Consider the following 24914-nt stretch of genomic DNA (forward strand, 5'->3'; position numbering starts at 1 on the left):
TATTACTTATAATCACGTATTTCTAACGTCGTTTTTAATGCATTTTTCACATTAGGAGCGACTGTTTTATCTGAAATTCCTTTTGATCTACAATATGGGCTGTCAAGCCAATTTTTTAATGATTTAGCCCCCTTGCTTGCATTGCATGAAGTACAACACAAAGCAATATTTTCTTTTGTGTTAATCCGTATATCATTAACAATATGCTCCCAAGTTGGTTTTGTTTTTCTTGAAGTATGTTCTATTAAAAAATCAATACCACAATAAACACAATGCGTATCCCTTTCAATCACAAAATTCTCAACCTCAATTGAAATTCCCCAGGTATTTGCCATTAGTAAAATAATGTGATTTAATTATTATGAATCTACTTCTACACCAGTAGTTGGTCTTCTATATTTATGAAAGGGTTGTTTTAAAAGGCCTACCACACTACTATTTACCTTTTCATCTGGAAAAGTATCCACACCATAAACAATCCTATCCCTATCCATAATCATATAAGTTCCAAACACCCTGTCCCAAATAGAGAAAATATTACCGTAATTAGAATCGGTATAAGGCAGTTTATAATGATGATGCACCTTATGCATATCTGGGGAAACAATAAACCAGCTTATGGCCCTATCTACATTTCTTGGCAATTGAATATTAGCGTGGTTAAATTGGGATAGCACTACGGACAAGCTTTGATACAGCATAATAATACCAATGGGAGCCCCAACAACAAAAACTCCTAATAAAGTAAAGAAATATCGTATTAGCGATTCCAAAGGATGATGCCTATTGGCTGTCGTTGTATCTACATGATGATCGGAGTGATGAACCAAATGCACCATCCATAAGGGTTTAACCTTATGCTCTACCAAATGGGCCGTATAGGCTCCAATTAGATCCAAGAGCAGTACACCAAGAAAGACATAGGCCCATAGAGACATCACCGGTAACCAATTAATGATTCCAAAATCGTTTACAACCGTCCAATCCGATGTATTCAGCAGTAAAAAGGCCAATGGAAAATTTACAACTATGGTAGTGATCGTAAAAAAGAAATTGGGAATTGAATGTCTCCATTTCTTATAATCAACCTTAAACAAGGGCACTATTCCTTCTAATATCCAAAAAAATGTAATGCCACCTACCAATATTAACGATCGGTGTAAGGAAGGTATCGTTTCAAAATAATCAATTAGCTGTTGCATTCCCTAAAAATACAAAATCATTATATTCTAAGTAAAACATCTTATTTGTAACCGACAAACTTTAAATTCAAATACCTATACGTTTTTTCATTTCTTCGACAATGTTAAAAGCGGCAGGACAAATGGCTACATTTTTTAAGGTAAGATTACTTATTTGCTGAAACTTTTTTCGGTCCGTATGCGGAAATTCCCTGCAGGCTTTGGGGCGTACATCATAAATAGAACAATAGTTATCTACCCCTAAAAAACTACATGGAACTTCCTGTAACACATAATCATTGTCCTCATCTAATCGTAAATACGTATCAATAAACTGCTGCGGTTTTTGTCTAAAAAACTTAGAAATTCGCTCAATATCAGCATTGGTAAATAAAGGTCCGGTTGTTTTACAACAATTGGCACAGGTAAGACAATCTGTTCTTGCAAATTCCCCTTCATGTAGTTCCTGCATTACATAGTCCAAATTCTTAGGTGGCTTTTTCCTAAGCCTAGCAAAGAATTTTTTATTTTCTGCATGTTTTTCTTTTGCCTTTTGGGGCAATTGACCCAATACTCCGTCCATTTCTAAAAATATCTCTTCAAAACTAGGAAAGTCGCATTAAAAAAATTGATTTTTGTAGTCAAATATTGTTCAGGTTGAAACAAGATGTATTGGGCCAAGCGCTATTAGACTATCAAAATGGTAAGTATTCTGAAGATATAAAAACATATTCATCTTTAGATGAAGAAGACACCCTTCCCCTTCCCTATCTGTTTAGGAGATATGAAGAAATGCCATTATTAGAACAAAAAGCATTACAACTTTGTAAGGGTTCTGTTTTAGATATTGGTTGTGGTGCCGGCAGTCATAGCTTGTATTTACAAGAAAAAGGAATGAACACTACATGCTTAGACCAATCACCTGGGGCTATCCAAGTTTGTAAACAAAGAGGCATTAATACAACAGTACTAATTTATATCCTTGATTTTAATGGCGGTCCCTTTGACACTTTGTTGTTACTAATGAACGGAATAGGTATCGCTGGAGAATTAAGCGGGTTAGGCATTTTTTTAATGAAATTAAAATCACTCCTAAAACCAAACGGGCAAATTTTAATAGATTCCAGTGATATTATTTATATGTTTGAGAGTGATGCCGATGGCGGACACTGGATCCCCGATGAAAAGGCCTACTATGGCGAGGTAACTTTCTCAATGGAATATAAAAACATAAAAAGTGAACCTTTTAATTGGCTCTACGTAGATTTTAATACATTAAAACGTGCGGCGACTTATCATAATCTAAATTGTGAACTTGTAATGGAGGGTGAACATTACGACTATTTAGCTAGATTAACCCATATTTGATAATAGGAAAGTCCTTTTTACGTTATAGTCCTATAAAAATTGATGATGAAAAAGTATAAAAATATTTTGATTGCCGGTTTAAGCATCTTAGCGATGGCATGTTCCAAAAACAATGCTAATGAAGAACCGGGGCCGGTTCAAATAGACAAATCAGCCAATTTGCTAGGCACAGGCGATTCTGCCAATGATATACTGTCCAACGACACCTTTACCAAACTACAAATAGAAATTGGCTTTGTTACAGGTTTTAGACCTACTATAGCTGCAATGACAGATTTCATCAGCTTTTTAGAACAACATACTTTTAAACAGGATATTGAAGTAATTTATAAGGAACTGGACTCCCCTGAAGAGGAAAGTTTAACCTTACAAGAAATTGCCGATCTTGAGACTGAAAATAGGACCGCGTATAACAATGGATCTACTTTAGCGATATACATTTACTTTACAGATGCCCCAGCAGAAGATGATAATGAGGAAGAAGGCTTGGTTACCCTAGGTGCAGTGTATAGAAACACATCAATGGTCATACATGAAGCTACCATTAGAAAACTGGCTAGCCAAAGTGCTTTCATTTCTAATGCCGATGTGGAAACAGCTACCTTAAACCATGAATTTGGACACTTATTTGGCTTGGTAAACCTTGGAACCACACCCGTAAATGAACATGAGGATATTGACGCAGCGAACCATTGTAACGTGCAAGGTTGTTTAATGCGTGCCGAACTACAGTTTGGGGGACCCACTGGGAAAACAGATTACTTGGTGGCCAAACAAAACTATGAAGCAGGTATTACCTCTGGCTGCATTCTTAATGGAAAAACCATTTTAAACCTTTTCCAATCACAAACAGGTAAAAGTGCCGCTGCCCTAGATTTGGATTCAGAATGCATTCTGGACATACAAGCTAATGGCGCTAAATAATTTCTAGGGAATATTTAGATATTTATGGGTTTGCAGTGATACTTTCCATTTAGGATTGTTCATCACATATTCCACAATCAATGGTGTGACTTTATCTTTCACACTCCATTCTGGCTGCAAATATAAAATACAGTCCTTATTTGTTAATGCAGCCTGTTCCTCAGCAAAAATAAAATCATGTTTATTGTAAACAATTATCTTAAGTTCATGTGCCTCATCATAGATTCTGCCGACAGGAAGTTTGTTTTTTTTAGGTGATAAACAAATCCAATCCCACACTCCCGTAAGGGTATACGCACCAGATGTTTCAATATGGGTTTTGAGATTTTGATCCTTAAGTGCGTTAGTCAACGGGCCCATGTCCCAGGTTAAAGGCTCACCTCCTGTGATCACAATGGTGTCAGAATATTTAGCGGCATTGGCCACTATTCGTCCAATTTCTGTTGGCGGGTGTGTCTCGGCATTCCAGCTCTCTTTTACATCACACCAATGACAACCAACATCACAACCACCTACCCTAATAAAATAAGCAGCGGTCCCCTTATGGAATCCTTCACCTTGTATGGTATAAAACTCTTCCATTAATGGAAGCATTTCGCCTTTTTCCACCAAGTTCATTATCTCTTCTTTAACCATGGCGCAAAGATACATTTTACACATGGGTTTATACCAAAAAATCAAATGGCTATTATTCCCTTTATTTTCAAAAAATTACTTAAAAATGACGTTTAAATAGTATTATTTAATGGGATTCTAATTTTCAATTGCACAAAATCTTCTATTTTTAACAAAAATATTTAAGATGGCATCCAAAGAGGATTTTTTTGCACATATTGAAAAGGGTTATGCTACAAAAGGTGATGCAATTATCATGGGTGCCGCCATGTTAGATGGTGAGGCCGTAACCAATGCCTTGGTCAAAATTCCACTCAAAACACTCAACCGTCATGGATTAATTGCGGGGGCAACGGGTACTGGAAAAACAAAAACCTTACAGGTGTTGGCAGAAAACCTGTCAGATAAGGGAATTCCGGTGATGTTAATGGATCTAAAGGGTGATTTAAGTGGCATTGCCCAACCAAGTCCCGGGCATCCTAAAATAGATGAGCGCCATGAAAAAATTGGAATACCGTTCGAAGCGAAAAGTTTTCCTGTAGAAATACTTACACTATCGGAACAGGGTGGTGTAAAATTACGCGCTACAGTTTCAGAGTTCGGACCCACCTTATTATCAAGAATTTTAGATCTCACCGAAACCCAAGAAGGCATTGTTGCCGTTGTTTTTAAATATTGTGATGACAATAAACTACCATTATTAGATCTTAAAGATTTTAAAAAGGTATTACAATATGCCACAGGTGCAGGGAAAAAAGAATTTGCCAAAGATTATGGCCGCATTTCAACCAGCTCAACAGGTACAATTCTTAGAAAAATAATAGAGTTGGAACAACAAGGTGCCGAACTATTTTTTGGAGAAAAATCCTTTGAGGTAGAAGACCTTACGAGAATAGATGAAAATGGAAGGGGCTATATCAATATATTACGTTTAACCGACATACAGGATAGACCTAAATTATTTTCAACTTTCATGTTAAGTCTACTGGCCGAGGTTTATGCCACATTCCCAGAACAGGGCGATAGTGATAGACCAGAACTCATCTTGTTTATAGATGAAGCACACTTAATTTTCAAAGAAGCCTCAAAAGCATTATTAGATCAAATAGAGAGTATTGTTAAACTCATTCGTTCCAAAGGCATTGGCCTTTATTTTGTAACCCAGAACCCTACCGATGTGCCCAATGAAGTACTAGCTCAATTAGGTTTAAAAGTACAGCACGCTCTTAGGGCCTTTACAGCTAGGGATAGAAAGGCCATAAAGCTTACCGCGGAAAACTATCCACTTTCTGACTATTACGATACTAAGGAAGTACTAACATCCCTTGGTATTGGGGAAGCATTAATTTCGGCTTTGGACGAAAAAGGCAGACCAACACCTTTGGCGGCAACACTACTACGCGCACCTATGAGTAGAATGGACGTGCTTACGGAAAGTGAACTTACTAACGTGATAGAGAATTCCACGCTTGTAAAAAAATATAGCAAGGATATTGATAGGGAAAGTGCCTATGAAATACTTAACGAGAAAATTGTAAAGGCCGAGGCCTTAGCGGAAAAGGAAGAAGCAAAACCAACAAGTAGCAGAACAAGTACAAGAAGAAGCACAAGACAAAATCCAGTAATAAAAGTTTTGACAAGCGCTACCTTTATTAGAGGTGTTTTGGGTGTATTAAAAAAAGTGATGCGTTAAAAAATGAAATCAATCAAAACAATTAAATCAATCATTACCCTATTTAGTTTATTCCTATTGGCAAATTGCCAGAAAGAGGAGGATAAAAAATTTTTAATTACCACCAATAATGTCGGCAAACTGGACAGAAGCAGTTTAGCCAGGGACCTTGAACTTATATATGCCGAGGATTCTTTGGTGATGGACACTGTAAAACTAAATTTTGGAACAGGAGCAAGTAAAATAAAAGTGTTTGAAAAAGGAGGTGCACATTTACTCACTATAACCCCTAATTCAGATAGCATTCCCAGTGTACAGAATGTGCAAATAAATGACGAAAGATTCAGCACAGACAAGGGAATAACCGTAAAGAGCACTTTTAAGGAAATACAGGATAATTATAATATTAAGAAAATCATTACCTCATTAAATAACGTAGTAATTATTTTGAAAGACAGTGATATTTATTTTACGATAGACAAAACAGAATTACCTGCAAACTTAAGATATAGTGCCAATACCAATATTGAAGCTGTTCAAATACCTGATGATGCCAAGATAAAGTACATGATGGTGGGTTGGGATTAGATTTAAATAAACAATAAGGTAAACCCGCCCTATTTTACTTGAAATTTCTCCTTATTTTTTAAAACCTTAGGACTATTTAGCTGCATCCATTCTGTGAGCTGTATCAATTTTTCAACATAGTCCTTACCAAAATCGGTCAAACAATACTCCACCCGAATAGGCACCTCTGGATACATTGTACGTATCAAATAACCATGGGCCTCTAACATTTTAAGTCGCTCACTTAAAACCTTGTTAGATATCCCATACACGTATTTTTTTAATTTGTTAAAGCGCAATACCGGGAAATAACCCAAGTAAAGAATTATCAAAATACTCCATTTGTCCGAGGCAAGTGAAAGTACATCCCTAACAGGGCATAACTCCGGTGGGTTTTTATAATCGATATGCCCAAACATTTTTTTTAATTTTTTTGCCGTCCTAACCTGTTGGTTATCAATACTAGTTTCCATTTATATACTTAATTTCAACATTGAACCCTATAATTTTCTAAAAACCTTTATGTATTTTTGATTACTTATGATAACTAAGTTACAAAAAGTTACTATATGAAAAAACAGCTAACCAAAGTCATCGCAAAATTTTATGGTCAGTTATTAAATTTCCTTGCGCTTTTTAATCCTGAAAAAGCTGCAGTAAAAGGATTTGATATTTTTTGTACCGTTAGAAAAGGTAAAATACTATCCAATCAAAAATTATATTTAGACCCTTTTAAACATAAAGTACATCTTGTTGCCGACCACAAAATACAAACCTATACTTGGCAAGGTGAAAAGGAAACCGTGTTACTTGTGCATGGGTGGGAAAGCAATACTTGGCGGTGGCATAAATTAATTGAAAAACTAACGGAAGCGAACTTCAATATCATTGCATTTGATGCTCCCGCCCATGGCTACTCTTCCGGAAACCATTTATATGTACCACTTTATGCCGAAGCACTAGATTTTATGCTTAAAACCTACCGTCCCAATCATGTGATTGGGCATTCCGTTGGCGGGATGACCATTTTATATAATGAGTATAGGAATCCTAATTCTGATATAGAAAAAATAGTGACCATAGGATCACCATCAGAATTTCATGAAATTATGTCACATTATCAAAATTTACTTGGTTTTAACAACAAGGTACTCACCGCCTTGGATGACTATATCAAAAAGCGATTTGACTTTACTATTCGAGAATTTTCTACATCGCATTACGCAAAAACCAACACTAAAAAGGGGCTGCTTTTTCATGATAAGCTTGACCCAATTACGCCATATCATGCCTCGGAACAGGTACATAGCAACTGGAATGCCAGTGAATTTATAAGCACCGAAGGTTTAGGACATTCCATGCATCAAGTAGAAGTAAATGAAAAGATTGTAGCATTTTTATCCTCATAAAAAGAACCTATATTTACTTAAGAAATATTTGACATGCAAAACGTATCACCTTTTCATATTGCCATACCAGTTCACAACTTGGCTGAGTGCAGAGTTTTTTATAGGGAAATATTGAATTGTGAAGAAGGCAGAAGTAGTGACCATTGGGTAGATTTTAATCTATTTGGACACCAACTTGTGATTCATTACAAGCCTAAATCGGACACTCAAGACCTTCACCACAATCCTGTAGATGGCCATGATGTGCCTGTACCACACTATGGGGTAGTCTTACCCTGGGATACGTTTGAGAGCTTCGCAAAAGAACTAAAGGACAAAGGGGTCAAATTTGTTATTGAACCCTATATCCGCTTTCAAGGCAAGGTTGGAGAGCAGGCCACTATGTTTTTTTTAGACCCAGCAGGAAATGCCTTGGAATTCAAGGCATTTAAGGATATGGGCCAGTTATTCGCCAAGTAAACTACGTTGGAGCTAAGCCCAAGAGACATCTAAAAAACTAGTTTAAATATTTCTACACAAGTGCAGGGGTATGTTAAATCTCGATTATCGCGTAAATTACTGTGACCAAGAGGTAGGCACCCTATCCCATCTGTGCTTTTTCAATTCTTTATATAGTTCTAAGTTCAACCTTTTACCATCACTCGTAGCGGTATTTGCCAAAACATTACGTTGTTTTCGCATACCGGGTATAGTGGTACCTACTATTTTGTTCTCCAAAATAAAGCGCAATGCCATTTCCGCCATGGTCATACCCTCTGGGATTAGTGGTCTAAGTGCATCTGCATGGTCTACTGAAGAAATTAGGTTTTCGGGAACAAAATAAGTTCCACGCCAATCGCCTTCAGGAAATGTTGTTTCCTTGGTGATATTACCAGTAAGTGTGCCTTCATCAAAAGGTACCCTTGCGATAACCCCTATGTCCAATTTTTCGCATAATGGAAAAAGTACGTCCTCAGGAGCTTGATCAAAAATATTATAGATGACCTGGACTGCGTCCAACATTCCAGTTTTCAATGCGTTGATACCATTTTCGGGCTCCCATCTATTCATACTGATACCCATGGCCCCTATTTTACCAGAGGTTTTTAAATCCTCTACAGCACGTTGCCATTCTTCCCTATTGCTCCATCCATCGTCCCAAGTATGAAATTGCATAAGGTCTAACTGTTCCAAACCTAAGTTTTTTAAGGTTTTATGGGTATATTCCATAATATGCTCCACTGGGTAGGATTCTTCATAGGTATACTCTGGTTTCGCTGGCCATTGAAAGTTCTTTGGGGGAATTTTACTAGCCGTATATAATTTTATTGATGGATGTCTACGCACCAACTCCCCCAGTAACTCCTCACTATGTCCTTCTCCATATCCCCAAGCCGTATCGAAGAAATTAACACCATTTTCTACAGCCAAATCCAATGATTTTGCAGACTGTTCATCATCCGAAGCGGTCCAACCTGCCATTCCCCACATACCATAACCTATTTCACTAACCTGCCAATTGGTTCTTCCAAATCTTCTATAATTCATAAAATGTATTTTTTAATTCTTAAAATAATATGTTACTCACTATCAATAGTCGCCTGGACTACACCTTCAAAAGTGATTTTTACAGGTTTAATCGTACCATCCTCATTAAACTCCATGTTGTCCATACAGGTTACGCGATGATCCCTATCCTCATTTGGAATGGGTCTACGATGATATACCATAATCCAATCATCTGTACCTGGCATATTAATTACCGAGTGATGTCCAGCACCGGTGGCTATATTCTCATCTGATTTCAATACCGTTCCAATACGTTTATATGGTCCAGTTACCTTATCAGACATGGCATACACAACCTTGTAGCTCCCATCGGTCCAATTCCCTTCAGACCACATAAAATAATAAATACCATTTCTCAAAAACATAAACGGACCTTCCACATAGCCGTCTGGCGTAATTTCCTTAAAGGTACTACCGTCCTCCCAAGGAACAAAACCAGTAAAATCATCATTAAGAATTCCTAAATTACAGTGACTCCAACCACCGTAGAAAAAATAATAGGTACCATCCAAATCTTTAAAAACAAACTGATCTATGGGCTGTGCATCATTGTAAAAATCTGAAATCAAGGGTTCACCCAAATAATCCTCAAAAGGTCCTCCTGGGTTATTTGAAATAGCTACACCTATACCGCCATAATGATTAATGTTATTATTTGGATCATATGAAGACCTCCCAGGTCTTTGAATATCATTAGCTCCGAAAAAAAGAAAATATTGACCATTCTTTTCAATTACGGACGGTGCCCATAATGCTTGCCTTAACCACTTAATTTTAGTAGTATCTAAAATATTTTCGTGCTTTTCCCATTTTATCAAATCCTTTGAGGAAAAAGCATCAAAATGAAGTTGTTTTTCAAAATCATCCGAATATGTGAGGTATACCCAATATTCATTGTTGAAAACAGCACCCTCTGGATCGGCATACCAACCTTCAAAAATGGGATTACCTGATGTTACAACCTCTGCTTTTTTAGTTTTTGGATTTTCGTTACAGGCTACAAAGCAAACAAAAAGGGCTAGAAGCCCAATTAAGTTGTTATTCATACTTAAGTTTTTAAAATCGATATCAAACAAAATTAATAGTATTAGTACAACTAATTTAAAAAGATTGTAGCGTAGTTGAATTTTATTTTAATAATTATCTGCTTCTAGGATCCATTAAGGCTTATCAAAATTATCCAATGACCAGACCTTTTCGTCTCACCCAAAAATAGGCAAATATTAAATTGGGAACCCAAGCCAGCCATGCCACTACTCTATAAGCAGGTATAAATGACCCAAAACCAAGGGTTAGCAATGGTAACCAAATACGAAGGGTGACTGCACCAAAACAAGCGGCATAACTATATATCATAAACACTTTATGCTTATCCAAATCACTTTTTTTCGCAGCCAAATATGCACTAGTGGTAAAAAACAGCCATACCACCCCTAAACTCAAAAAACCAAGTTTAGCCACAATGCCTCCGGTTGCAAAAAAGGCTATGTAAATGCCGCAGATACCACTTATTGTAACTGCAAAAACATATATCCTTCCTATAAGCCTATGACGGCTAAGGTTAGCATTTCTGAAGCGTTTACTAAATTGCACCCAACCCACCATAAGTGCAAGACCACCGAATAGTATGTGACCAAAGAAACCTATGTTCCATAGTACATTGGCTAACAACTCCTTGCTCTTTGAAAGTTGCAATGCTATGGCTTCGTCTGCAAAAACATATACCAAAGGGTAAAGTCCTACGCCTATAGCTAGAAATCCAAATACAAACCACGCAACTTTATTAGTACTATTCATAAGATTTTATTTATACCGCCAACTAGTTAAATCGGCACCAAGGGGTGCACTTTCCTCGATTCGTTCCATGATTTTAGGTACGTACATACTGTTATATCTCAAACGACTTATCGCATTTGGTTGTTCTGGGTCACCATTCCAGCAATGCTCAGCACGATCACCATATACTACCTCACCATCATAATAAGGATCTACAGTGCTTTCTAAGAAATCTTCCATAAGATATACTGCATTATTTAGATAGTAATTATCCATATCACCACAGTAAATATGAATCTTACCTTTTAAATTTTCACCTAGCTTATCCCAATCCCTTTCCAAAATATAGCGTAGATCATAGTTCTCCTTCCAATATTCCGCTACATCATGATCTATTTTTCCCGTCATCTTATCCCATAACCTAACAGGATAACCATCTTCTCCTTGTGGGGAATAGGTGGCCTCCCATATATCCCATTGTTGACCAGATCTGGATTTATCACCAAGAACAAGTTCTAAATGATTCCCCTCTCTTAAAGTAGATTGAATATTACCCAAATAATCACGGTGTGCCGGCACTTCCAACTTCTTATGCTCACTCTTATAGTAATAGGCATTTTCATCCTCATAAATATTGGTTAAACAATATGCCCTAAAATCAATTGGATCAGGGCAAGCCGCAAAACACCCATTATATTCTTCGGGATATTTGACTTGTACGGCCAAAGCCTCCCAGCCCCCTGTAGAGCCCCCGTAAAGAAATCTGGACCAACCTTCTCCCATGCCCCGAAATTGTTTTTCTATATAAGGGATCAACTCATATGTGATGGCATCACCATAGGGCCCTTGACTGGCTGAATTAACTGCATAGGAATCGTCATAATAGGGTGTTGGGTGTTGTATCTCAATAATTATAAAACGAGGAAAATCCGGTTCGTTCCAACGTTTATAGAAGTCATAAGCTTCTTGCTGCTGTATTAGGTTATATCCTTCTAAATCGAATCTTTCCGAATACTCGGGTTTGAGGTTAGGATCAGGTGGTGAGGTCCTAAACCCTCCAAAATCATCAGGAAAATGACCATGAAACACCATCAATGGATACTTAGCTTCTGGGTGTTCATCAAATCCTTTTGGCAAAAGTACGTGTGCCCCTAAATACATATCCCTACCCCAAAAATCGGATAATTTCTCTGATTTTATCTTTATGTGCTTTATCCATTCTGTGTCCTCTGGCACAGGAATTGGGGGAATAACTTCACTCATAACCACCTCAACATTCTCTATACCATTGCTCGCAACCCTAATTTTAAATGGTTTACTATAAATATTTCCCGGAGAACTGTGCCACTGTTGCCCTTCACCATTATCCATGGGCAACTTTACGGTATGGCCGGTAGTTAAATCAAAGGTTTCATATACATGTAAAAGTGCCTGTACATTGTATTCACCTGGCGGGATTTTGTCAAGACTGGTATATGGAAATCCAAAAATAGTTTCATCAAAAGTAATTATCGAATCTGGTGACATACCATTTACGTTCATTCCAAAAATCAATTGTGTATGTAAGCCATCATTTATTTGAAATCGTGGTTCCTTACTATCATCTGTAGAAAAAAGTAAAAGCAACCGACCATCTAAAGGCTCTGAACTGGCATCTTTACCAAATGAAACGTTTATTGATGTAGTTTGTTTGTCTATAATTTTTTGACATCCCATCAATAAAAGGAATCCCACTATTATTGGGACTGTAATTTTTTTCATGGCTGGCTTTGTTTTCCAAAAGATACGTTATTCCCCAATGCAAACAAATAACAAATTGTCAAATTTGGCGTTTAATTATTTGTCCCCAAGACAATTACCATCTTAAATAATCTTGCTATGAAAAAACTTTTTTTTGCAATCCTGATTACTGGATCTATAATGTTAGCTAATAGTTGCGAATATGACGACAGTAATGATATTGACATTCTTAAACCAAATGATTCAACAGATACTGCAATTACTGTTCGTGAATTGCCATTATAGTCCTTATAGATGCTGATTTATTGTGAAACCTAACCTAAACATTGTATTCTAAAGTCAACAGAAATGTTTAGTCTATACATTAGAATAAAATATAAGCAAACTTACACTTGGGAACCACTTAAAATCAGGGTATAAAAAAATGCCCGTTTGGGCATTTTTTAATCTCTACTTCTGTGTCTTTCTCTAGCCAACAATGTGTTTTTCAACAGCATGGCAATGGTCATTGGCCCTACTCCACCAGGCACTGGTGTTATGAACGATGCCTTTTTACTAACATTCTCATAATCTACATCGCCGGTTATATAATACCCTTTTTCTTTGGTCTCATCTGGCACCCTTGTAATACCTACATCGATAACCACAGCATCATCCTTGACCATTTCCGCCTTTAAGAATTTTGGGACCCCTAATGCAGAAATTACAATATCTGCCTGTGAAATAATTTGTGTGATGTTCTTTGTGTGGCTATGCGTCAAGGTTACAGTAGAATTACCAGGCCAGCCTTTTCTACCCATTAAAATACTCATTGGCCTTCCAACAATATGGCTTCTACCAATAACTACGGTATGCTTGCCCTTTGTTTCAACTTTATATCGCTCCAGAAGTTCTAAAATACCAAATGGTGTCGCTGGAATGAACGTACTCATGTCCAAGGCCATTTTTCCGAAATTGGTTGGGTGAAAACCATCTACATCCTTATCCGGATGTACGGCCATAATCACTTTTTGGGTATCTATTTGTTCTGGAAGTGGTAGTTGAACAATAAAACCATCTATATTGGAATCCTCATTAAGTTCGTGAATTTTCTTAAGAAGTTCTTGCTCCGATGTTGTACTAGGCATCTGCACTAAAGTAGACTCAAAACCAACACGCTCACAGGAACGCACTTTACTACCTACATAGGTTAAACTTGCACCATCGTTCCCAACGATAATTGCTGCCAAGTGAGGCACTTTTTCACCTCTTTCCTTCATTTTGGCTACTTCGGCCGCAATTTCCTCCTTGATCTGGTTTGATACTTTTTTTCCGTCGAGAATTTCCATGCAATTATAAATTCTGATTAATTAATGTATTATTCTTTAAAATTAGCGACCAAGACCGCTCATCATTTGCATCATCTTTTTACCGCCACCACCTTGCATCATTTTCATCATTTTACTCATCTGGTCAAACTGTTTTAACAATTGGTTCACTTCTTGAACTTCCCTACCACTCCCCTTGGCAATCCTTTTCTTACGACTAGCATCTAGTTTAGACGGGTTTGAACGCTCATCTGGAGTCATGGAGTGTATTATAGCCTCTATGTGCTTAAAAGCATCATCATCTATATCCAGGCCTTTTAATGCCTTACCAGCTCCCGGTATCATGCCCATAAGGTCTTTCATGTTACCCATTTTCTTAATCTGCTGGATCTGACTTAAAAAATCGTCAAAACCAAACTTATTCTTGGCAATTTTCTTTTGGATCTTTCGGGCCTCTTCCTCATCAAATTGCTCCTGTGCGCGTTCCACCAAAGAAATAACATCTCCCATCCCCAAAATACGGTCTGCCATACGCGAGGGATGAAAAACATCTATAGCCTCCATCTTTTCACCTGTACCGATAAACTTAATGGGCTTATTTACCACTGATTTAATGGAAATTGCCGCACCACCACGAGTATCACCATCTAATTTTGTTAGGATTACACCATCAAAATTAAGTACATCATTAAAGGCTTTCGCCGTATTAACCGCATCTTGTCCGGTCATGGAATCCACAACAAAAAGCGTTTCCTGTGGTTTGATTGCAGAATGTATATCAGAAATTTCCGCCATCATTCTTTCATCTACCGCTAAACGACCAGCGGTATCAATAATAACTACATTATTACCGTCTGCCTTTGCCTTGGCTATACCAGCTTTTGCAATGGCAACAGGATCATTATTATCTCTATCTGAATACACCGGAACATCTATTTGCTCCCCTACAACATGTAACTGATCTATGGCAGCTGGACGATAAACATCACAAGCAACCAATAAAGGGTTTTTGGATTTTTTTGTCTTTAAAAAATTAGCAAGTTTACCGGAAAAGGTAGTTTTACCAGAACCCTGAAGACCCGACATTAAAATTACTGATGGATTCCCTGAAAGGTTAATACCTTCAGACTCACCACCCATTAGCTCGGTAAGTTCATCCTTTACTATTTTCACCATCAACTGGCCAGGCTGTAAGGTGGTTAGCACGTCTTGTCCAAGTGCCTTCTCCTTTACCCTATTGGTGAATTCTTTAGCTATTTTAAAGTTAACATCAGCATCCAATAAAGCCCTACGGACCTCTTTGGTTGTCTCTGCAACGTTAATCTCTGTAATTTGCCCATGACCCTTAAGGACATGTAGGGCCTTATCTAGCTTTTCACTTAAATTATCAAACATCTGTCTTGCATTTAAAGGGGAATGCAAATTTAATAATAACCATGCGAAGTGCAGAGGATGTAACCTAAAATATATATAACAAAAAAGCACTCAATTTAAATGAGTGCTTTTTTTCTGGGATGTGGGGCAAAAAAGGTATTACATTTTCATAAAACCTCCCAGTTTAAAACCTCCATCAAACACCACCAACGAGGCCCAACTCTTTACTGTTGGCGGTGTATTTCTGGATGTTTAATTCATTTTCAATTTTTGTTGAGTAAATTAAGTGTCTAAATTTTTTCAAAAATGAGTCTATCTATACTTCCATCTCCGCCACTAACATGTCTTAGTTCTATTCTACTGCTACTGTAGCTAATTATCTCCCAGTCTTCCGAAATTTCCTCAAAATTAACAGGAGAAGTAAAAAAGATATTAAAATCAATATCATCGCTGCTACTGCTATCATCATTACTACTACTGGATTCTGAGGTTATTGACCAAGCACCGGAAAAAGAATTAGACCCATCACTAACGCTAATACTACCATCAGCTAGGAACTCAAACCCAAACCCACTAAAATTAGAGGTCTGATCTATAGCGTCTTCTTCGTACAAAGAAACAATCCAAGATCCATTGGCTACAGTAGATTTAACTTCACTAACATCAACAGTTGTAAGATTTTCATCCAAATCATCAGAAGTCTCACATGAAATAAACAAGACACTAAGCAATAAGGCGATCGGGAATCTTAAAAATTTTAATTTCATTTTTGTCTATTTAAAAGGTTTATTTAGAAAGGCCTTTAAGAATATACCCTAAAGGCCATATTTGTTACTTATTTCTCTAAGACCAATATGTTAACGGTACCGTCTCCACTAATATCCTTCAATTCTATCCTACCATCTACTATTGAAACAAAATCCCAATCATCTGTCAATTCATTAAAAGGCATATTATCTCCAAAGTTTAAATACACTTTAAGCTCTTGGTCCTTGTTCCTAAGAACCCTCCAAAGTCCTGCACCAAAAATATCAACGCCTTCTTTAATTGCCATTTGATATTCTGTCATAAAAGCAACGCTATACCCACCATACATTGCAGTTTGATCAATATCACCTTCTACATAAGATGCTACAACCCAGTCACCGCCCATCATCATATTCCTGATTTCAACAACATCACCGTCATCAACATTGTCATTACAAACACGTTGTAATATTAGCTCGTAATCTATCTCATCTACCGCGAACTTTAATCTGCTATTGGTAAGTTCTCTCAAAGGCCACTCAAAACTAACACCTGGTTCATCTCCCATGGTAATAGCCATTACTAATTGCGCCTGTGCATTTAAAGCTATTTCCCAAGTACCTTCAGAAGTAGTAATTCCATTACTTAAGGTAATAACACCATTGGCCATAAATTTAAACTCATATCCAAGAAGCCTATCGATTTCCTCACCTTGTAGCTTCACTTTTTTAATGACCCACTCACACTCTTTAAGTATTTGTATTAAAGAATCTGGATTAGATCCACCATTGTCTTCTACACAAATTTGTTTCATGATAATTCTATTGCTCTCACCATTGAAGAACTTTATCCTACCTTCCTCAATTTCGTAAATCCTCCATTCCAAGCTAAAATCCACCAACGCTTCAAACTCCATAGTCAACAGTGCACCATTATCATCCATAGTGGTACTCCAAGTCCCAGGCAAAAATGCTCCAGTCCTAGTTTTGGCAACCACTTTTCCATCTGCCATAAAATCTAAAACATAATCAAAATACTGGTCAGTTTGATCAACATCATTCCTGTCAAATTCTTTTACAAACCATGGACACTCCATTAAATAGGCATCTAAATGATCTTCATCAAAATCGTCATCATTATAATCATTATCATCATCCTCATCACAAGCATCTTTAGCATTTCTAATGGTAATGGCCAACTGCTCATTACTGGTTACCTCAACCTTAGAACCATCATATAACTCCAAAGTAATTGGAAAGTCAAAACTTACTAGATCATTATCATCCAACTCTTTAAAGAATAGTTTCAAGTCCATATCACTTTCAACTATTACACTTCCAGTTTGTTCTAAATTAACATCAAAGGTGTATAGGGTCATGGGGTAAACAAAATCAATACACTCTATATCATCATCTTCGCCACCTTCTTTACATTGAGCAGCCAATTCCCTTAAATCCTCAAAACCATTTATGGTAATTTCAGTAAAATCACCTGACGTAATAGTTACAGGAAATAGTATTTCCAAGAAATCCACATCATCATCAATGGCATCAAAAATTTCTTCAATTAATTTTAGGTCTTCTCTGGAATTGATAGTCAATTCTAAACCATTTACTTCAACTGTATAGGGGAAGTTAATATCAAAACAACTGGCTCCATCAACAATATTATCAAAAGAACCATCCTTAGTTGCTGTATTTTGTACAAGAACTGCAGTAGATGAACTAGCGGTAATGGCCTGTTGTTCCTCGCCTGTATTAATTTCCTCAAACTCATCTTGACATGAAGTAAAACTCAAAGCCACTATAAAGAGACTTAGGTAGGCAGCATAACTCAAAAACTTTTTCATAACGATTTGGTATTAATTGTTTATTCAGGTCTAAAACAACCCACTTTCAAAATACCCTACCTACTTTTTTAATTTTTTTAAAATATCTTTGAAAAAAGCAACCCATACAACGTGGAAGACAAACAAAATGTATGCGAAGACAATGTATACAACCAAATATTTAAGGAAAATTCCAAAACCATATTTAATTATATATTTTACAAATTTGGGAATGAGGAAAAAGCAAATGATGCCGTTCAAGAGGCATTTGTTAAACTTTGGGAGAATTGCGCAAAGGTCTCGCCAAACAAAGCCAAGTCTTATTTATATACCGTGGCCAATAATTTATATTTAAATGTTATTAAGGCAGAAAAAGTACGTCTAAAATACGCCGATAAATCCCTAAAAAGTACAAATGAGTCTCCTGAGTTTATTATGGAGAAAAACCAGTTCAAGAACAAGCTGGAAAATGCATTGAACAGTTTGCCAGACAACCAACGTACTACTTTTTTATTGAATAGGATCGATGGAAAAAAATATGCGGAGATTGCCCAAATGGAAGGGATAAGTATCAAGGCCATAGAAAAACGGATGCATTTGGCCCTAAAGAGTCTTAGAGAAAAAATTGATGGAATTTAATGGTTGTTGGTAAAAAAAAGAACTAATTACTTAATACTCATCACTAAATACTTATTACTAATTACTAAAAAAGTAGGGTTTTTCTAAAGAGAATTGTTATTAGTATATAAAGTTAGAAATCATGCAAGAAAATTACTTGGCAAAATGGCTTAACAATGAGCTAACTGAAGCAGAACTTAAGGAGTTTAAAAAGTCCGAAGAGTATGCTACCTATAAAAAAATTATTGAGGTCTCGGAGAAATTAGAGGCTCCTGATTTTGATATGGATACTGCCTTGGCGGCAATAAAAAACAAAAGGTTACAAGATAGCCCCAAGGTGATATCTTTATCCCCTTATAAAACATTTTTACGAATAGCCGCAGTTGTTGCCGTTCTGTTGACAGGTGCCTATTTCTATTTAAATACCTTAGATGAACAAGTAACTACTTTGTATGCCGAAAACAAGGAAGTTATTTTACCCGATAATTCTGAAGTTATATTAAACGCAGAATCTTTCTTAACATTTAACAAGAAAAATTGGGAGAAAGAAAGGCATTTAACGCTTTCTGGGGAAGCATATTTCAAAGTAGCTAAAGGAGAGAAATTTACCGTGGAAACGAACCTTGGAAATGTTACCGTTTTGGGAACCCAATTTAATGTAGAAAATAGAAATGGCTTTTTTGAGGTTACATGTTATGAAGGCCTAGTTAGCGTAGTGTATAATGGAGTGGAAACTAAATTACCTGCCGGGAATTCTTTCTTGGCCGTAAATGGAAACATCTCAAGAAGCACTGTTGTAGCAAATGGTGTTCCCTCTTGGATCAACAAGGAAAGTACTTTTAAAAGTATTCCTTTAAAATATGTTTTAGCTGAATTTGAACGCCAACACAACCGCAAGGTAGTATTAAACAATGTAGATTTAAACCAGCTATTTACAGGCACCTTTAGTAACACCGATATAGACCTTTCCTTAAAAAGTATTACGGTTCCTCTTAAAATAAAGTTTAAATTAGAGGGGAATAAAGTGCTGTTTTATGGGGAAAACAAGCAGTAGTACCCTTATATCGTATTTTTTTTTGGCTTTTCTATTGTTTATCACAAACAACGGAATAGCCCAAGTCACGCCAAATGCCAAAATTGGAATCATTGGTCTTTTTCAACAATTGGAAGAAAAATATAATGTGAAATTCTCCTATGTTGATGAAGATTTAAAAGATATTCAAGTTTCACTTTCAGAACTTGGGGACCTCAACAAAATACTTTATAACATTCAACAACAGACAGTACTTAAAATTGACCAGTTGAATGAGCGTTATTACGCAATTACAAAAAGTAAAACCATAAATATCTGTGCTAAGGTTTTAGACAATTTTGAGAAAAACACCATTCCTGGTGCTACCATTCAAGTTTTAGACAATGAAAAAACAGCCATTACCAATGCAGATGGAAGTTTTTATTTAGAGAACATTTCTCCAGAGTCCACAATTCAAATTAGCCATTTGGGTTTTAAACCCTTATTTATAAAAGCGGAAAAACTAGCCAAAACAGAGCCATGCACCTTAATTGTAATGGCATTAAGCTACCAAGAACTTGAAGAGGTTATTGTCTATAAGTTTTTAACCGATGGCCTAGCCAAACTTACCGATGCCAGTATACAATTGAATACAGCAAAATTTGGCATTCTACCGGGATTGATAGAACCAGACATACTGCAAACGGTTCAGGCATTACCTGGCATCAAGAGTGTAGACGAAACAGTCTCAGAAATAAACATCCGGGGTGGTACCAATGATCAAAACCTCATACTTTGGGATGGCATAAAAATGTATCAATCTGGGCATTTTTTTGGATTGATTTCTGCTTTTAATCCTTATTTAACAGATGAAATAACGGTAATCAAAAATGGCTCAAGTGCCTTATATGGTGATGGCGTTAGTGGTGTTTTGAACATGCGTACCAGAAATTCTATTGAAAACCATGTGTTCGGCGGAGCTGGAGTTAATTTTATTAGCGGTGATGTATTTGGACAAATCCCTATTTCAGAAAGTTTAGCAATTCAATTTTCAGGGAGACGTTCACATACAGATTTTCTAAATTCACCTACTTACACTACTTTTTCTGAAAAGGCTTTCCAAGATACCCAGGTAAACAGTGAAAGTGATTTCTATTTTTATGATTTTACCAGTAAAGTACTATATGACATTAACCCTTATCAAAAAATAAGGGTAAGTATGATCAGTATGGCCAATAATTTGGAATACTTGGAAAGTAACCCTAATTATAGTATTCCCAACAAAAGTAATTTAGAACAGTATAACTTTTCCATTGGTGGGGCTTTAGAAAGTGAATGGACAGACTTTTTTAATACGGACCTAAATGCATATTACACACAATATAGGTTAGATGCACTATCACTTTCTAACAATGCAGCCCAAGAATTAAAACAAAATAATTTAGTTAAGGAATCTGCCATAAAGTTCAATACTGCGTATCAACTTAATGAACAATCGCTATGGAAGAATGGTTATCAGTTTGTGGAGACTGGAGTTGAAAATAGAACCAATTTAAACCAACCATTATTTAAAAGCGAAATCAAGGGGGTTATTAGAACCCACGCTGTGTACTCAGAGTTTGAATACCAGTCACCCAACGAAAAACTTTGGACAAGAACTGGTGGTAGGTTAAACTATATTGAAAACGTAAATACTTTTAAAGAATTTATTTTTGAACCTAGGATAAACATAAGCTATGAACTAGTTTCAAATTTTAAAACCGAGGTGCTGGGGGAATTCAAAAGTCAGACTACAAACCAAATTATTGATTTGGAACAGAATTTTCTTGGTATTGAAAGACGAAGGTGGATCCTATCGGACAATACTAACCTTCCCATTACTAAAAGCAAACAAGGTTCACTGGGTTTCAACTATGATGAAAATAGTTTTTATGTTGGTGTAGAAGGATTTTACAAAAAAGTAGAAGGTATTAACATTAGAACACAAGGTTTCCAAAACCAAAGTCAGTTTGAAAGCGAAGTTGGTGAATACACTGTAAAGGGACTGGAATTTTTAATTAACCAAAAAAACAACTATTATAGTGCGTGGTTAAGTTATACCTATAATGTAAATGACTATAATTTTGAAGGCATTGACCCTACTAATTTCCCTAATAACATAGACATAAGACATGCTTTTACCCTTGCGGGCAACTACAACCATAATAATTTTAAACTAGGCATAGGTTTTAATTATAGGAGTGGAAAACCATATACACAGCCGGATGCCATCAATCCTATTGATGCTACAGTTGTACCTAATAAGATAAATTATCAAGAACCAAATAGTGATAGGCTTCCAGAATATTTTAGGGCGGATGCCTCTGCGAACTATGATTTTAATATCTCTAATACCATTAAAGCATCCATTGGCGCATCGGTACTAAACTTCACTAACAGGAAAAACACATTGAATACCTATTACAGGTTAAATGATGCTAATGAAATTGAAACTATTCAACGTATATCATTAGGGGTAACCCCTAATGCAAGTTTTAGGGTTAGTTTTTAATTTTTAAGTCTAGGAAGTTTATAAAAGCCAAAATTCAACATAAACTGAAGTGTTTTAAATAGCTCGGGATACTTTTTTTTAAAATCTTCTGGAGTTTCTACAAAGCTTTCCACCGCTATAGCAAAAAATTCATGTGTATTGGTTTTACCATATTCCCTGAAGTACTTATTTTGCTCCCATCTATGATTAAATTCGGCATTCTTTAAGAGACGTTTAATTTTGTTCATGCCGATCAAAAATAAAAAGGAGCGGATATTAAGTTTATTGGCAACATTGAAACTTAAGGCATGGGAAAATTCATGAACGGCCAGGTTTAAATTATCATTGGGTATCCTAAAACCAACTTTTAACTGTTCTGCGGAAAAAACCAAGGTTTTAAGACCTGGGTTATACTCCCCATAGTGGTCCTTTTTGGTTATTCTTGAATAGTATGAAGAAGGATAAACTAGTATTCTTTTAATGGACAGTATAAGAAAGTCTGCCATACCTAAAGTCAACATAACACCTGTAGCCGCTAACAACAATCGTATTTTATCTTGCTCATCAACGCCTTTATAAAATACAATTTTCTTTCTTTGCCTAAATCTAACCACCCTCCTTTCAAACCTTAATTTCATTCGGCCTTCCAACATTTTATAAAAAGGGAGATGTTGTGCTATTACATGTTTTTCAGTATTGGTAAGTGCAGGTATCTTATTGAATGGATTTAGAAAAAACAAATCCAAAGTATAGTAAACTATATATATAAAGTATGCTCCAATGGCAACCAAACAAAGAATCGCAAAAATATCTACCAATACATTTATTTAAAGACTATAGCACTACATTCGCTCCGGCGCTTCTATTCCCAAGAGCTTAAAAGCAGCTTGGACAGTTTCACCAACTTTTTTGGATAATTGTACCCGTAAAATTTTTGTAGCTTCATCGTGCTCGCCTAAAATAGATACTTGTTGGTAAAAGGAATTAAATTCCTTAACCAAATCATAAGTATAGTTTGCAAGTAATGCCGGACTATAATTTTCAGCTGCCAGTTGAATAGTTTCAGGGAATAACTGTATCTGTTTTATCAACTCTTTCTCCTTAATATGCAAACCTTGCCCACTAACTATTTTTGACATGGCAACCCCAGTTTCATGTGCTTTTCTTAGAATAGATTGTATCCTTGCATAGGTATATTGAATAAAAGGCCCTGTATTACCTTGAAAATCTACTGATTCCTCTGGATCAAAAAGGATTCTCTTTTTAGGGTCTACTTTTAAAATGTAGTATTTTAAGGCTCCAAGCCCTATCATTTTATAAAGCACTTGTTTTTCTGCTTCAGAATAATCCTCAAGTTTTCCCAACTCCTCAGAAATAGTCGCTGCTGTTTGGGTCATGTCCTCCATAAGGTCATCTGCATCTACCACCGTACCTTCCCTACTTTTCATTTTACCACTGGGTAAATCTACCATGCCATAACTAAGGTGATACAATTTATCGGCCCATGAAAATCCAAGTTTCTTCAATATAAGGAAAAGCACTTTAAAATGGTAATCCTGCTCATTCCCCACCGTATATACCATTCCATTCACATCCGGGTAATCCTTTACACGTTGTATGGCCGTACCTATATCTTGTGTCATGTATACCGCAGTACCATCCGAACGTAGAACGATTTTCTCATCCAAACCTTCATCGGTTAGATCTATCCAAACACTACCGTCTTCTTTTTTATAGAAAACGCCCTTTTCAAGCCCTTCCGCAACAACATCTTTCCCCAGTAAATACGTATTGCTCTCGTAATATAGAACATCAAAATCTACCCCAAGATTTTTATATGTTATATCAAATCCCTTATAGACCCAACCGTTCATTTTTTTCCAAAGAGAAACCACTTCTTCATCCCCCGCTTCCCATTTCAGAAGCATTTTTTGGGCTTCCAACAATATCGGTGCCTGCTTTTCAGCTTCTTTCTTATCTACACCGTCAGCTATAAGCTGAGCGATTTCTTCCTTATAAGCCTTGTCATAAGCTACATAGTAATTCCCTACCAGCTTGTCCCCTTTTAATCCGGCACTTTCAGGAGTCTCTCCGTTCCCAAAACGCTGCCATGCCAACATACTTTTACAAATATGGATACCACGATCATTTATAATTTGTGTCTTGTATACTTTTTTTCCTGATGCCTTTAATATTTGGGCCACAGAATATCCCAATAAATTATTACGAATATGTCCTAAATGCAATGGTTTGTTTGTATTTGGAGAGGAATACTCTACCATTATAGCGTCCTTACCAGTACATACAAAACCAAACTCAGGATCACTTTTTATTCCATTGAAGAAATCTAGATAATACGAATCTGCTATTAAGAGGTTCAAAAAACCTTTAACCACATTAAAATCTGAAACCTCTTCTACATTTTGTTTTAGAAAAGTTCCCAAATTCTGACCAATTTGTACTGGATTCCCTTTTACATGACGAAGCATTGGAAAAACAACTATGGTCACATCGCCTTCAAAATCCTTACGTGTAGGTTGGAACTCTACGGCTGGCAGTGACACACCATAGGTGTCTAAAATGGCTTCTTTTACTTTGTTCTCAAGAATTTCTTGAATATTCATGATCCTGGAATTAAGGCTGCAAAACTACGTAATTTTTATGCTTTTATTACACTGTATAAAGTCTTTGCCTTAGC

The 24914-nt window shown here is 36.4% G+C and carries 25 protein-coding genes; 10 read left to right on the plus strand and 15 right to left on the minus strand.

All coding sequences use genetic code 11. The annotated features are described in order from the left end of the window. Positions 1–2: 2 nt before the first annotated feature. The 3 genes from ACOCEA_RS00560 to ACOCEA_RS00570 form a co-directional block, all read right to left on the minus strand. Positions 3–335 carry an HNH endonuclease gene (locus ACOCEA_RS00560; RefSeq protein WP_420754246.1) on the minus strand — a complete coding sequence of 111 codons (333 nt, stop codon included), beginning with the start codon at positions 333–335 and terminating at the stop codon, positions 3–5. A 24-nt stretch (positions 336–359) separates the two neighbouring features. Next, positions 360–1202, minus strand: coding sequence for a sterol desaturase family protein (locus tag ACOCEA_RS00565; protein WP_420754247.1), 843 nt, complete (start codon positions 1200–1202; stop codon positions 360–362). A 67-nt stretch (positions 1203–1269) separates the two neighbouring features. Further along, positions 1270–1764 carry a YkgJ family cysteine cluster protein gene (locus ACOCEA_RS00570; RefSeq protein ID WP_420754248.1) on the minus strand — a complete coding sequence of 165 codons (495 nt, stop codon included), beginning with the start codon at positions 1762–1764 and terminating at the stop codon, positions 1270–1272. Positions 1765–1838: 74 nt separating this feature from the next. Here ACOCEA_RS00570 and ACOCEA_RS00575 point away from each other — a divergent pair, with 74 nt between their 5' ends. Together ACOCEA_RS00575 and ACOCEA_RS00580 are read left to right on the plus strand one after the other, a co-directional pair. After that, positions 1839–2549, plus strand: a complete 711-nt coding sequence (locus ACOCEA_RS00575; protein WP_420754249.1) for a class I SAM-dependent methyltransferase — start codon at positions 1839–1841, stop codon at positions 2547–2549. A gap of 45 nt (positions 2550–2594) precedes the next feature. Continuing rightward, positions 2595–3473, plus strand: a complete 879-nt coding sequence (locus tag ACOCEA_RS00580) for a hypothetical protein (protein ID WP_420754250.1) — start codon at positions 2595–2597, stop codon at positions 3471–3473. A gap of 3 nt (positions 3474–3476) precedes the next feature. Here the strand turns inward: ACOCEA_RS00580 and ACOCEA_RS00585 are convergent, their stop codons facing one another. Continuing rightward, positions 3477–4109 (minus strand): 7-carboxy-7-deazaguanine synthase QueE, encoded by a 633-nt coding sequence (locus ACOCEA_RS00585; RefSeq protein WP_420754251.1) that lies wholly within the window; start codon positions 4107–4109, stop codon positions 3477–3479. A 166-nt stretch (positions 4110–4275) separates the two neighbouring features. Between ACOCEA_RS00585 and ACOCEA_RS00590 the strand changes: the two genes are divergently transcribed. Together ACOCEA_RS00590 and ACOCEA_RS00595 are read left to right on the plus strand one after the other, a co-directional pair. Continuing rightward, the gene (locus tag ACOCEA_RS00590; protein ID WP_420754252.1) at positions 4276–5781 is read left to right on the plus strand and encodes a helicase HerA-like domain-containing protein; all 1506 of its coding nucleotides are present in this window, start codon (positions 4276–4278) and stop codon (positions 5779–5781) included. A gap of 3 nt (positions 5782–5784) precedes the next feature. Further along, on the plus strand, positions 5785–6348 hold the full coding sequence (locus ACOCEA_RS00595) for a hypothetical protein (RefSeq protein WP_420754253.1): 564 nt from the start codon (positions 5785–5787) through the stop codon (positions 6346–6348). 29 nt (positions 6349–6377) lie between these two features. Here the strand turns inward: ACOCEA_RS00595 and ACOCEA_RS00600 are convergent, their stop codons facing one another. Next, positions 6378–6800, minus strand: coding sequence for a winged helix-turn-helix transcriptional regulator (locus ACOCEA_RS00600; protein WP_420754254.1), 423 nt, complete (start codon positions 6798–6800; stop codon positions 6378–6380). 96 nt (positions 6801–6896) lie between these two features. Here ACOCEA_RS00600 and ACOCEA_RS00605 point away from each other — a divergent pair, with 96 nt between their 5' ends. Both ACOCEA_RS00605 and ACOCEA_RS00610 read left to right on the plus strand, forming a co-directional pair. Next, positions 6897–7736, plus strand: coding sequence for an alpha/beta fold hydrolase (locus ACOCEA_RS00605; protein ID WP_420754255.1), 840 nt, complete (start codon positions 6897–6899; stop codon positions 7734–7736). Positions 7737–7769: 33 nt separating this feature from the next. Next, entirely contained in the window at positions 7770–8195 is a 426-nt protein-coding gene (locus tag ACOCEA_RS00610; protein ID WP_420754256.1) for a VOC family protein, read from the plus strand. A gap of 96 nt (positions 8196–8291) precedes the next feature. Here ACOCEA_RS00610 and ACOCEA_RS00615 read toward each other — a convergent pair whose 3' ends face one another. The 4 genes from ACOCEA_RS00615 to ACOCEA_RS00630 form a co-directional block, all read right to left on the minus strand. Beyond that, positions 8292–9263, minus strand: a complete 972-nt coding sequence (locus tag ACOCEA_RS00615) for an aldo/keto reductase (protein ID WP_420754257.1) — start codon at positions 9261–9263, stop codon at positions 8292–8294. Between the two features lie 32 nt (positions 9264–9295). After that, a complete protein-coding gene (locus ACOCEA_RS00620) occupies positions 9296–10330 on the minus strand; it encodes a glycoside hydrolase family 43 protein (protein WP_420754258.1) in 1035 nt (344 codons plus the stop codon). A 130-nt stretch (positions 10331–10460) separates the two neighbouring features. Next, the gene (locus ACOCEA_RS00625; protein ID WP_420754259.1) at positions 10461–11081 is read right to left on the minus strand and encodes a DUF2306 domain-containing protein; all 621 of its coding nucleotides are present in this window, start codon (positions 11079–11081) and stop codon (positions 10461–10463) included. 6 nt (positions 11082–11087) lie between these two features. After that, positions 11088–12821 carry an alpha/beta hydrolase-fold protein gene (locus ACOCEA_RS00630; protein WP_420754260.1) on the minus strand — a complete coding sequence of 578 codons (1734 nt, stop codon included), beginning with the start codon at positions 12819–12821 and terminating at the stop codon, positions 11088–11090. 117 nt (positions 12822–12938) lie between these two features. On the opposite strand from ACOCEA_RS00630, the gene ACOCEA_RS00635 reads away from it, so the two are divergent. After that, positions 12939–13085, plus strand: a complete 147-nt coding sequence (locus tag ACOCEA_RS00635) for a hypothetical protein (protein WP_420754261.1) — start codon at positions 12939–12941, stop codon at positions 13083–13085. 158 nt (positions 13086–13243) lie between these two features. Here the strand turns inward: ACOCEA_RS00635 and ACOCEA_RS00640 are convergent, their stop codons facing one another. From ACOCEA_RS00640 to ACOCEA_RS00655, 4 genes are all read right to left on the minus strand, one after another. Continuing rightward, positions 13244–14128, minus strand: coding sequence for a bifunctional 5,10-methylenetetrahydrofolate dehydrogenase/5,10-methenyltetrahydrofolate cyclohydrolase (locus ACOCEA_RS00640; RefSeq protein ID WP_420754262.1), 885 nt, complete (start codon positions 14126–14128; stop codon positions 13244–13246). Positions 14129–14170: 42 nt separating this feature from the next. Continuing rightward, positions 14171–15502 (minus strand): signal recognition particle protein, encoded by a 1332-nt coding sequence (gene ffh, locus ACOCEA_RS00645; protein WP_420754263.1) that lies wholly within the window; start codon positions 15500–15502, stop codon positions 14171–14173. A 269-nt stretch (positions 15503–15771) separates the two neighbouring features. Continuing rightward, positions 15772–16248 carry a hypothetical protein gene (locus ACOCEA_RS00650; RefSeq protein WP_420754264.1) on the minus strand — a complete coding sequence of 159 codons (477 nt, stop codon included), beginning with the start codon at positions 16246–16248 and terminating at the stop codon, positions 15772–15774. 68 nt (positions 16249–16316) lie between these two features. Next, positions 16317–18077, minus strand: a complete 1761-nt coding sequence (locus ACOCEA_RS00655) for a hypothetical protein (protein WP_420754265.1) — start codon at positions 18075–18077, stop codon at positions 16317–16319. A gap of 111 nt (positions 18078–18188) precedes the next feature. Between ACOCEA_RS00655 and ACOCEA_RS00660 the strand changes: the two genes are divergently transcribed. The 3 genes from ACOCEA_RS00660 to ACOCEA_RS00670 all read left to right on the plus strand — a co-directional run bounded on the left by ACOCEA_RS00660 (position 18189) and on the right by ACOCEA_RS00670 (position 22237). Next, entirely contained in the window at positions 18189–18695 is a 507-nt protein-coding gene (locus ACOCEA_RS00660; protein WP_420754266.1) for an RNA polymerase sigma factor, read from the plus strand. 121 nt (positions 18696–18816) lie between these two features. Continuing rightward, positions 18817–19728, plus strand: coding sequence for a FecR family protein (locus ACOCEA_RS00665; protein WP_420754267.1), 912 nt, complete (start codon positions 18817–18819; stop codon positions 19726–19728). Beyond that, positions 19709–22237 (plus strand): TonB-dependent receptor, encoded by a 2529-nt coding sequence (locus ACOCEA_RS00670; protein WP_420754268.1) that lies wholly within the window; start codon positions 19709–19711, stop codon positions 22235–22237. Before ACOCEA_RS00665 ends, ACOCEA_RS00670 begins: the two co-directional genes overlap by 20 nt. Here the strand turns inward: ACOCEA_RS00670 and ACOCEA_RS00675 are convergent. Both ACOCEA_RS00675 and argS read right to left on the minus strand, forming a co-directional pair. Then, positions 22234–23034, minus strand: a complete 801-nt coding sequence (locus tag ACOCEA_RS00675; RefSeq protein ID WP_420754269.1) for a zinc-dependent peptidase — start codon at positions 23032–23034, stop codon at positions 22234–22236. The genes ACOCEA_RS00670 and ACOCEA_RS00675 overlap by 4 nt on opposite strands. Before the next feature lie 24 nt (positions 23035–23058). Then, positions 23059–24840, minus strand: coding sequence for an arginine--tRNA ligase (gene argS / locus ACOCEA_RS00680; protein WP_420754270.1), 1782 nt, complete (start codon positions 24838–24840; stop codon positions 23059–23061). Between the last annotated feature and the right edge of the window lie 74 nt (positions 24841–24914).

The organism is Maribacter luteocoastalis, assembly GCF_048890225.1.
GTDB classification, from domain to species: Bacteria; Bacteroidota; Bacteroidia; order Flavobacteriales; family Flavobacteriaceae; genus Maribacter; species Maribacter luteocoastalis.

What these genes read in the sequence shown, in the direction of transcription:
- ACOCEA_RS00560 (WP_420754246.1), bottom strand. Translation starts at nt 335, where the DNA reads ATGGCAAATACCTGGGGAATTTCAATTGAGGTTGAGAATTTTGTGATT.
- ACOCEA_RS00565 (WP_420754247.1), bottom strand. Translation starts at nt 1,202, where the DNA reads ATGCAACAGCTAATTGATTATTTTGAAACGATACCTTCCTTACACCGA.
- ACOCEA_RS00570 (WP_420754248.1), bottom strand. Translation starts at nt 1,764, where the DNA reads ATGGACGGAGTATTGGGTCAATTGCCCCAAAAGGCAAAAGAAAAACAT.
- ACOCEA_RS00580 (WP_420754250.1), top strand. Translation starts at nt 2,595, where the DNA reads ATGAAAAAGTATAAAAATATTTTGATTGCCGGTTTAAGCATCTTAGCG.
- ACOCEA_RS00585 (WP_420754251.1), bottom strand. Translation starts at nt 4,109, where the DNA reads ATGGTTAAAGAAGAGATAATGAACTTGGTGGAAAAAGGCGAAATGCTT.
- ACOCEA_RS00590 (WP_420754252.1), top strand. Translation starts at nt 4,276, where the DNA reads ATGGCATCCAAAGAGGATTTTTTTGCACATATTGAAAAGGGTTATGCT.
- ACOCEA_RS00595 (WP_420754253.1), top strand. Translation starts at nt 5,785, where the DNA reads ATGAAATCAATCAAAACAATTAAATCAATCATTACCCTATTTAGTTTA.
- ACOCEA_RS00600 (WP_420754254.1), bottom strand. Translation starts at nt 6,800, where the DNA reads ATGGAAACTAGTATTGATAACCAACAGGTTAGGACGGCAAAAAAATTA.
- ACOCEA_RS00605 (WP_420754255.1), top strand. Translation starts at nt 6,897, where the DNA reads ATGAAAAAACAGCTAACCAAAGTCATCGCAAAATTTTATGGTCAGTTA.
- ACOCEA_RS00610 (WP_420754256.1), top strand. Translation starts at nt 7,770, where the DNA reads ATGCAAAACGTATCACCTTTTCATATTGCCATACCAGTTCACAACTTG.
- ACOCEA_RS00615 (WP_420754257.1), bottom strand. Translation starts at nt 9,263, where the DNA reads ATGAATTATAGAAGATTTGGAAGAACCAATTGGCAGGTTAGTGAAATA.
- ACOCEA_RS00620 (WP_420754258.1), bottom strand. Translation starts at nt 10,330, where the DNA reads ATGAATAACAACTTAATTGGGCTTCTAGCCCTTTTTGTTTGCTTTGTA.
- ACOCEA_RS00625 (WP_420754259.1), bottom strand. Translation starts at nt 11,081, where the DNA reads ATGAATAGTACTAATAAAGTTGCGTGGTTTGTATTTGGATTTCTAGCT.
- ACOCEA_RS00630 (WP_420754260.1), bottom strand. Translation starts at nt 12,821, where the DNA reads ATGAAAAAAATTACAGTCCCAATAATAGTGGGATTCCTTTTATTGATG.
- ACOCEA_RS00635 (WP_420754261.1), top strand. Translation starts at nt 12,939, where the DNA reads ATGAAAAAACTTTTTTTTGCAATCCTGATTACTGGATCTATAATGTTA.
- ACOCEA_RS00640 (WP_420754262.1), bottom strand. Translation starts at nt 14,128, where the DNA reads ATGGAAATTCTCGACGGAAAAAAAGTATCAAACCAGATCAAGGAGGAA.
- ffh (WP_420754263.1), bottom strand. Translation starts at nt 15,502, where the DNA reads ATGTTTGATAATTTAAGTGAAAAGCTAGATAAGGCCCTACATGTCCTT.
- ACOCEA_RS00650 (WP_420754264.1), bottom strand. Translation starts at nt 16,248, where the DNA reads ATGAAATTAAAATTTTTAAGATTCCCGATCGCCTTATTGCTTAGTGTC.
- ACOCEA_RS00655 (WP_420754265.1), bottom strand. Translation starts at nt 18,077, where the DNA reads ATGAAAAAGTTTTTGAGTTATGCTGCCTACCTAAGTCTCTTTATAGTG.
- ACOCEA_RS00665 (WP_420754267.1), top strand. Translation starts at nt 18,817, where the DNA reads ATGCAAGAAAATTACTTGGCAAAATGGCTTAACAATGAGCTAACTGAA.
- ACOCEA_RS00670 (WP_420754268.1), top strand. Translation starts at nt 19,709, where the DNA reads ATGGGGAAAACAAGCAGTAGTACCCTTATATCGTATTTTTTTTTGGCT.
- argS (WP_420754270.1), bottom strand. Translation starts at nt 24,840, where the DNA reads ATGAATATTCAAGAAATTCTTGAGAACAAAGTAAAAGAAGCCATTTTA.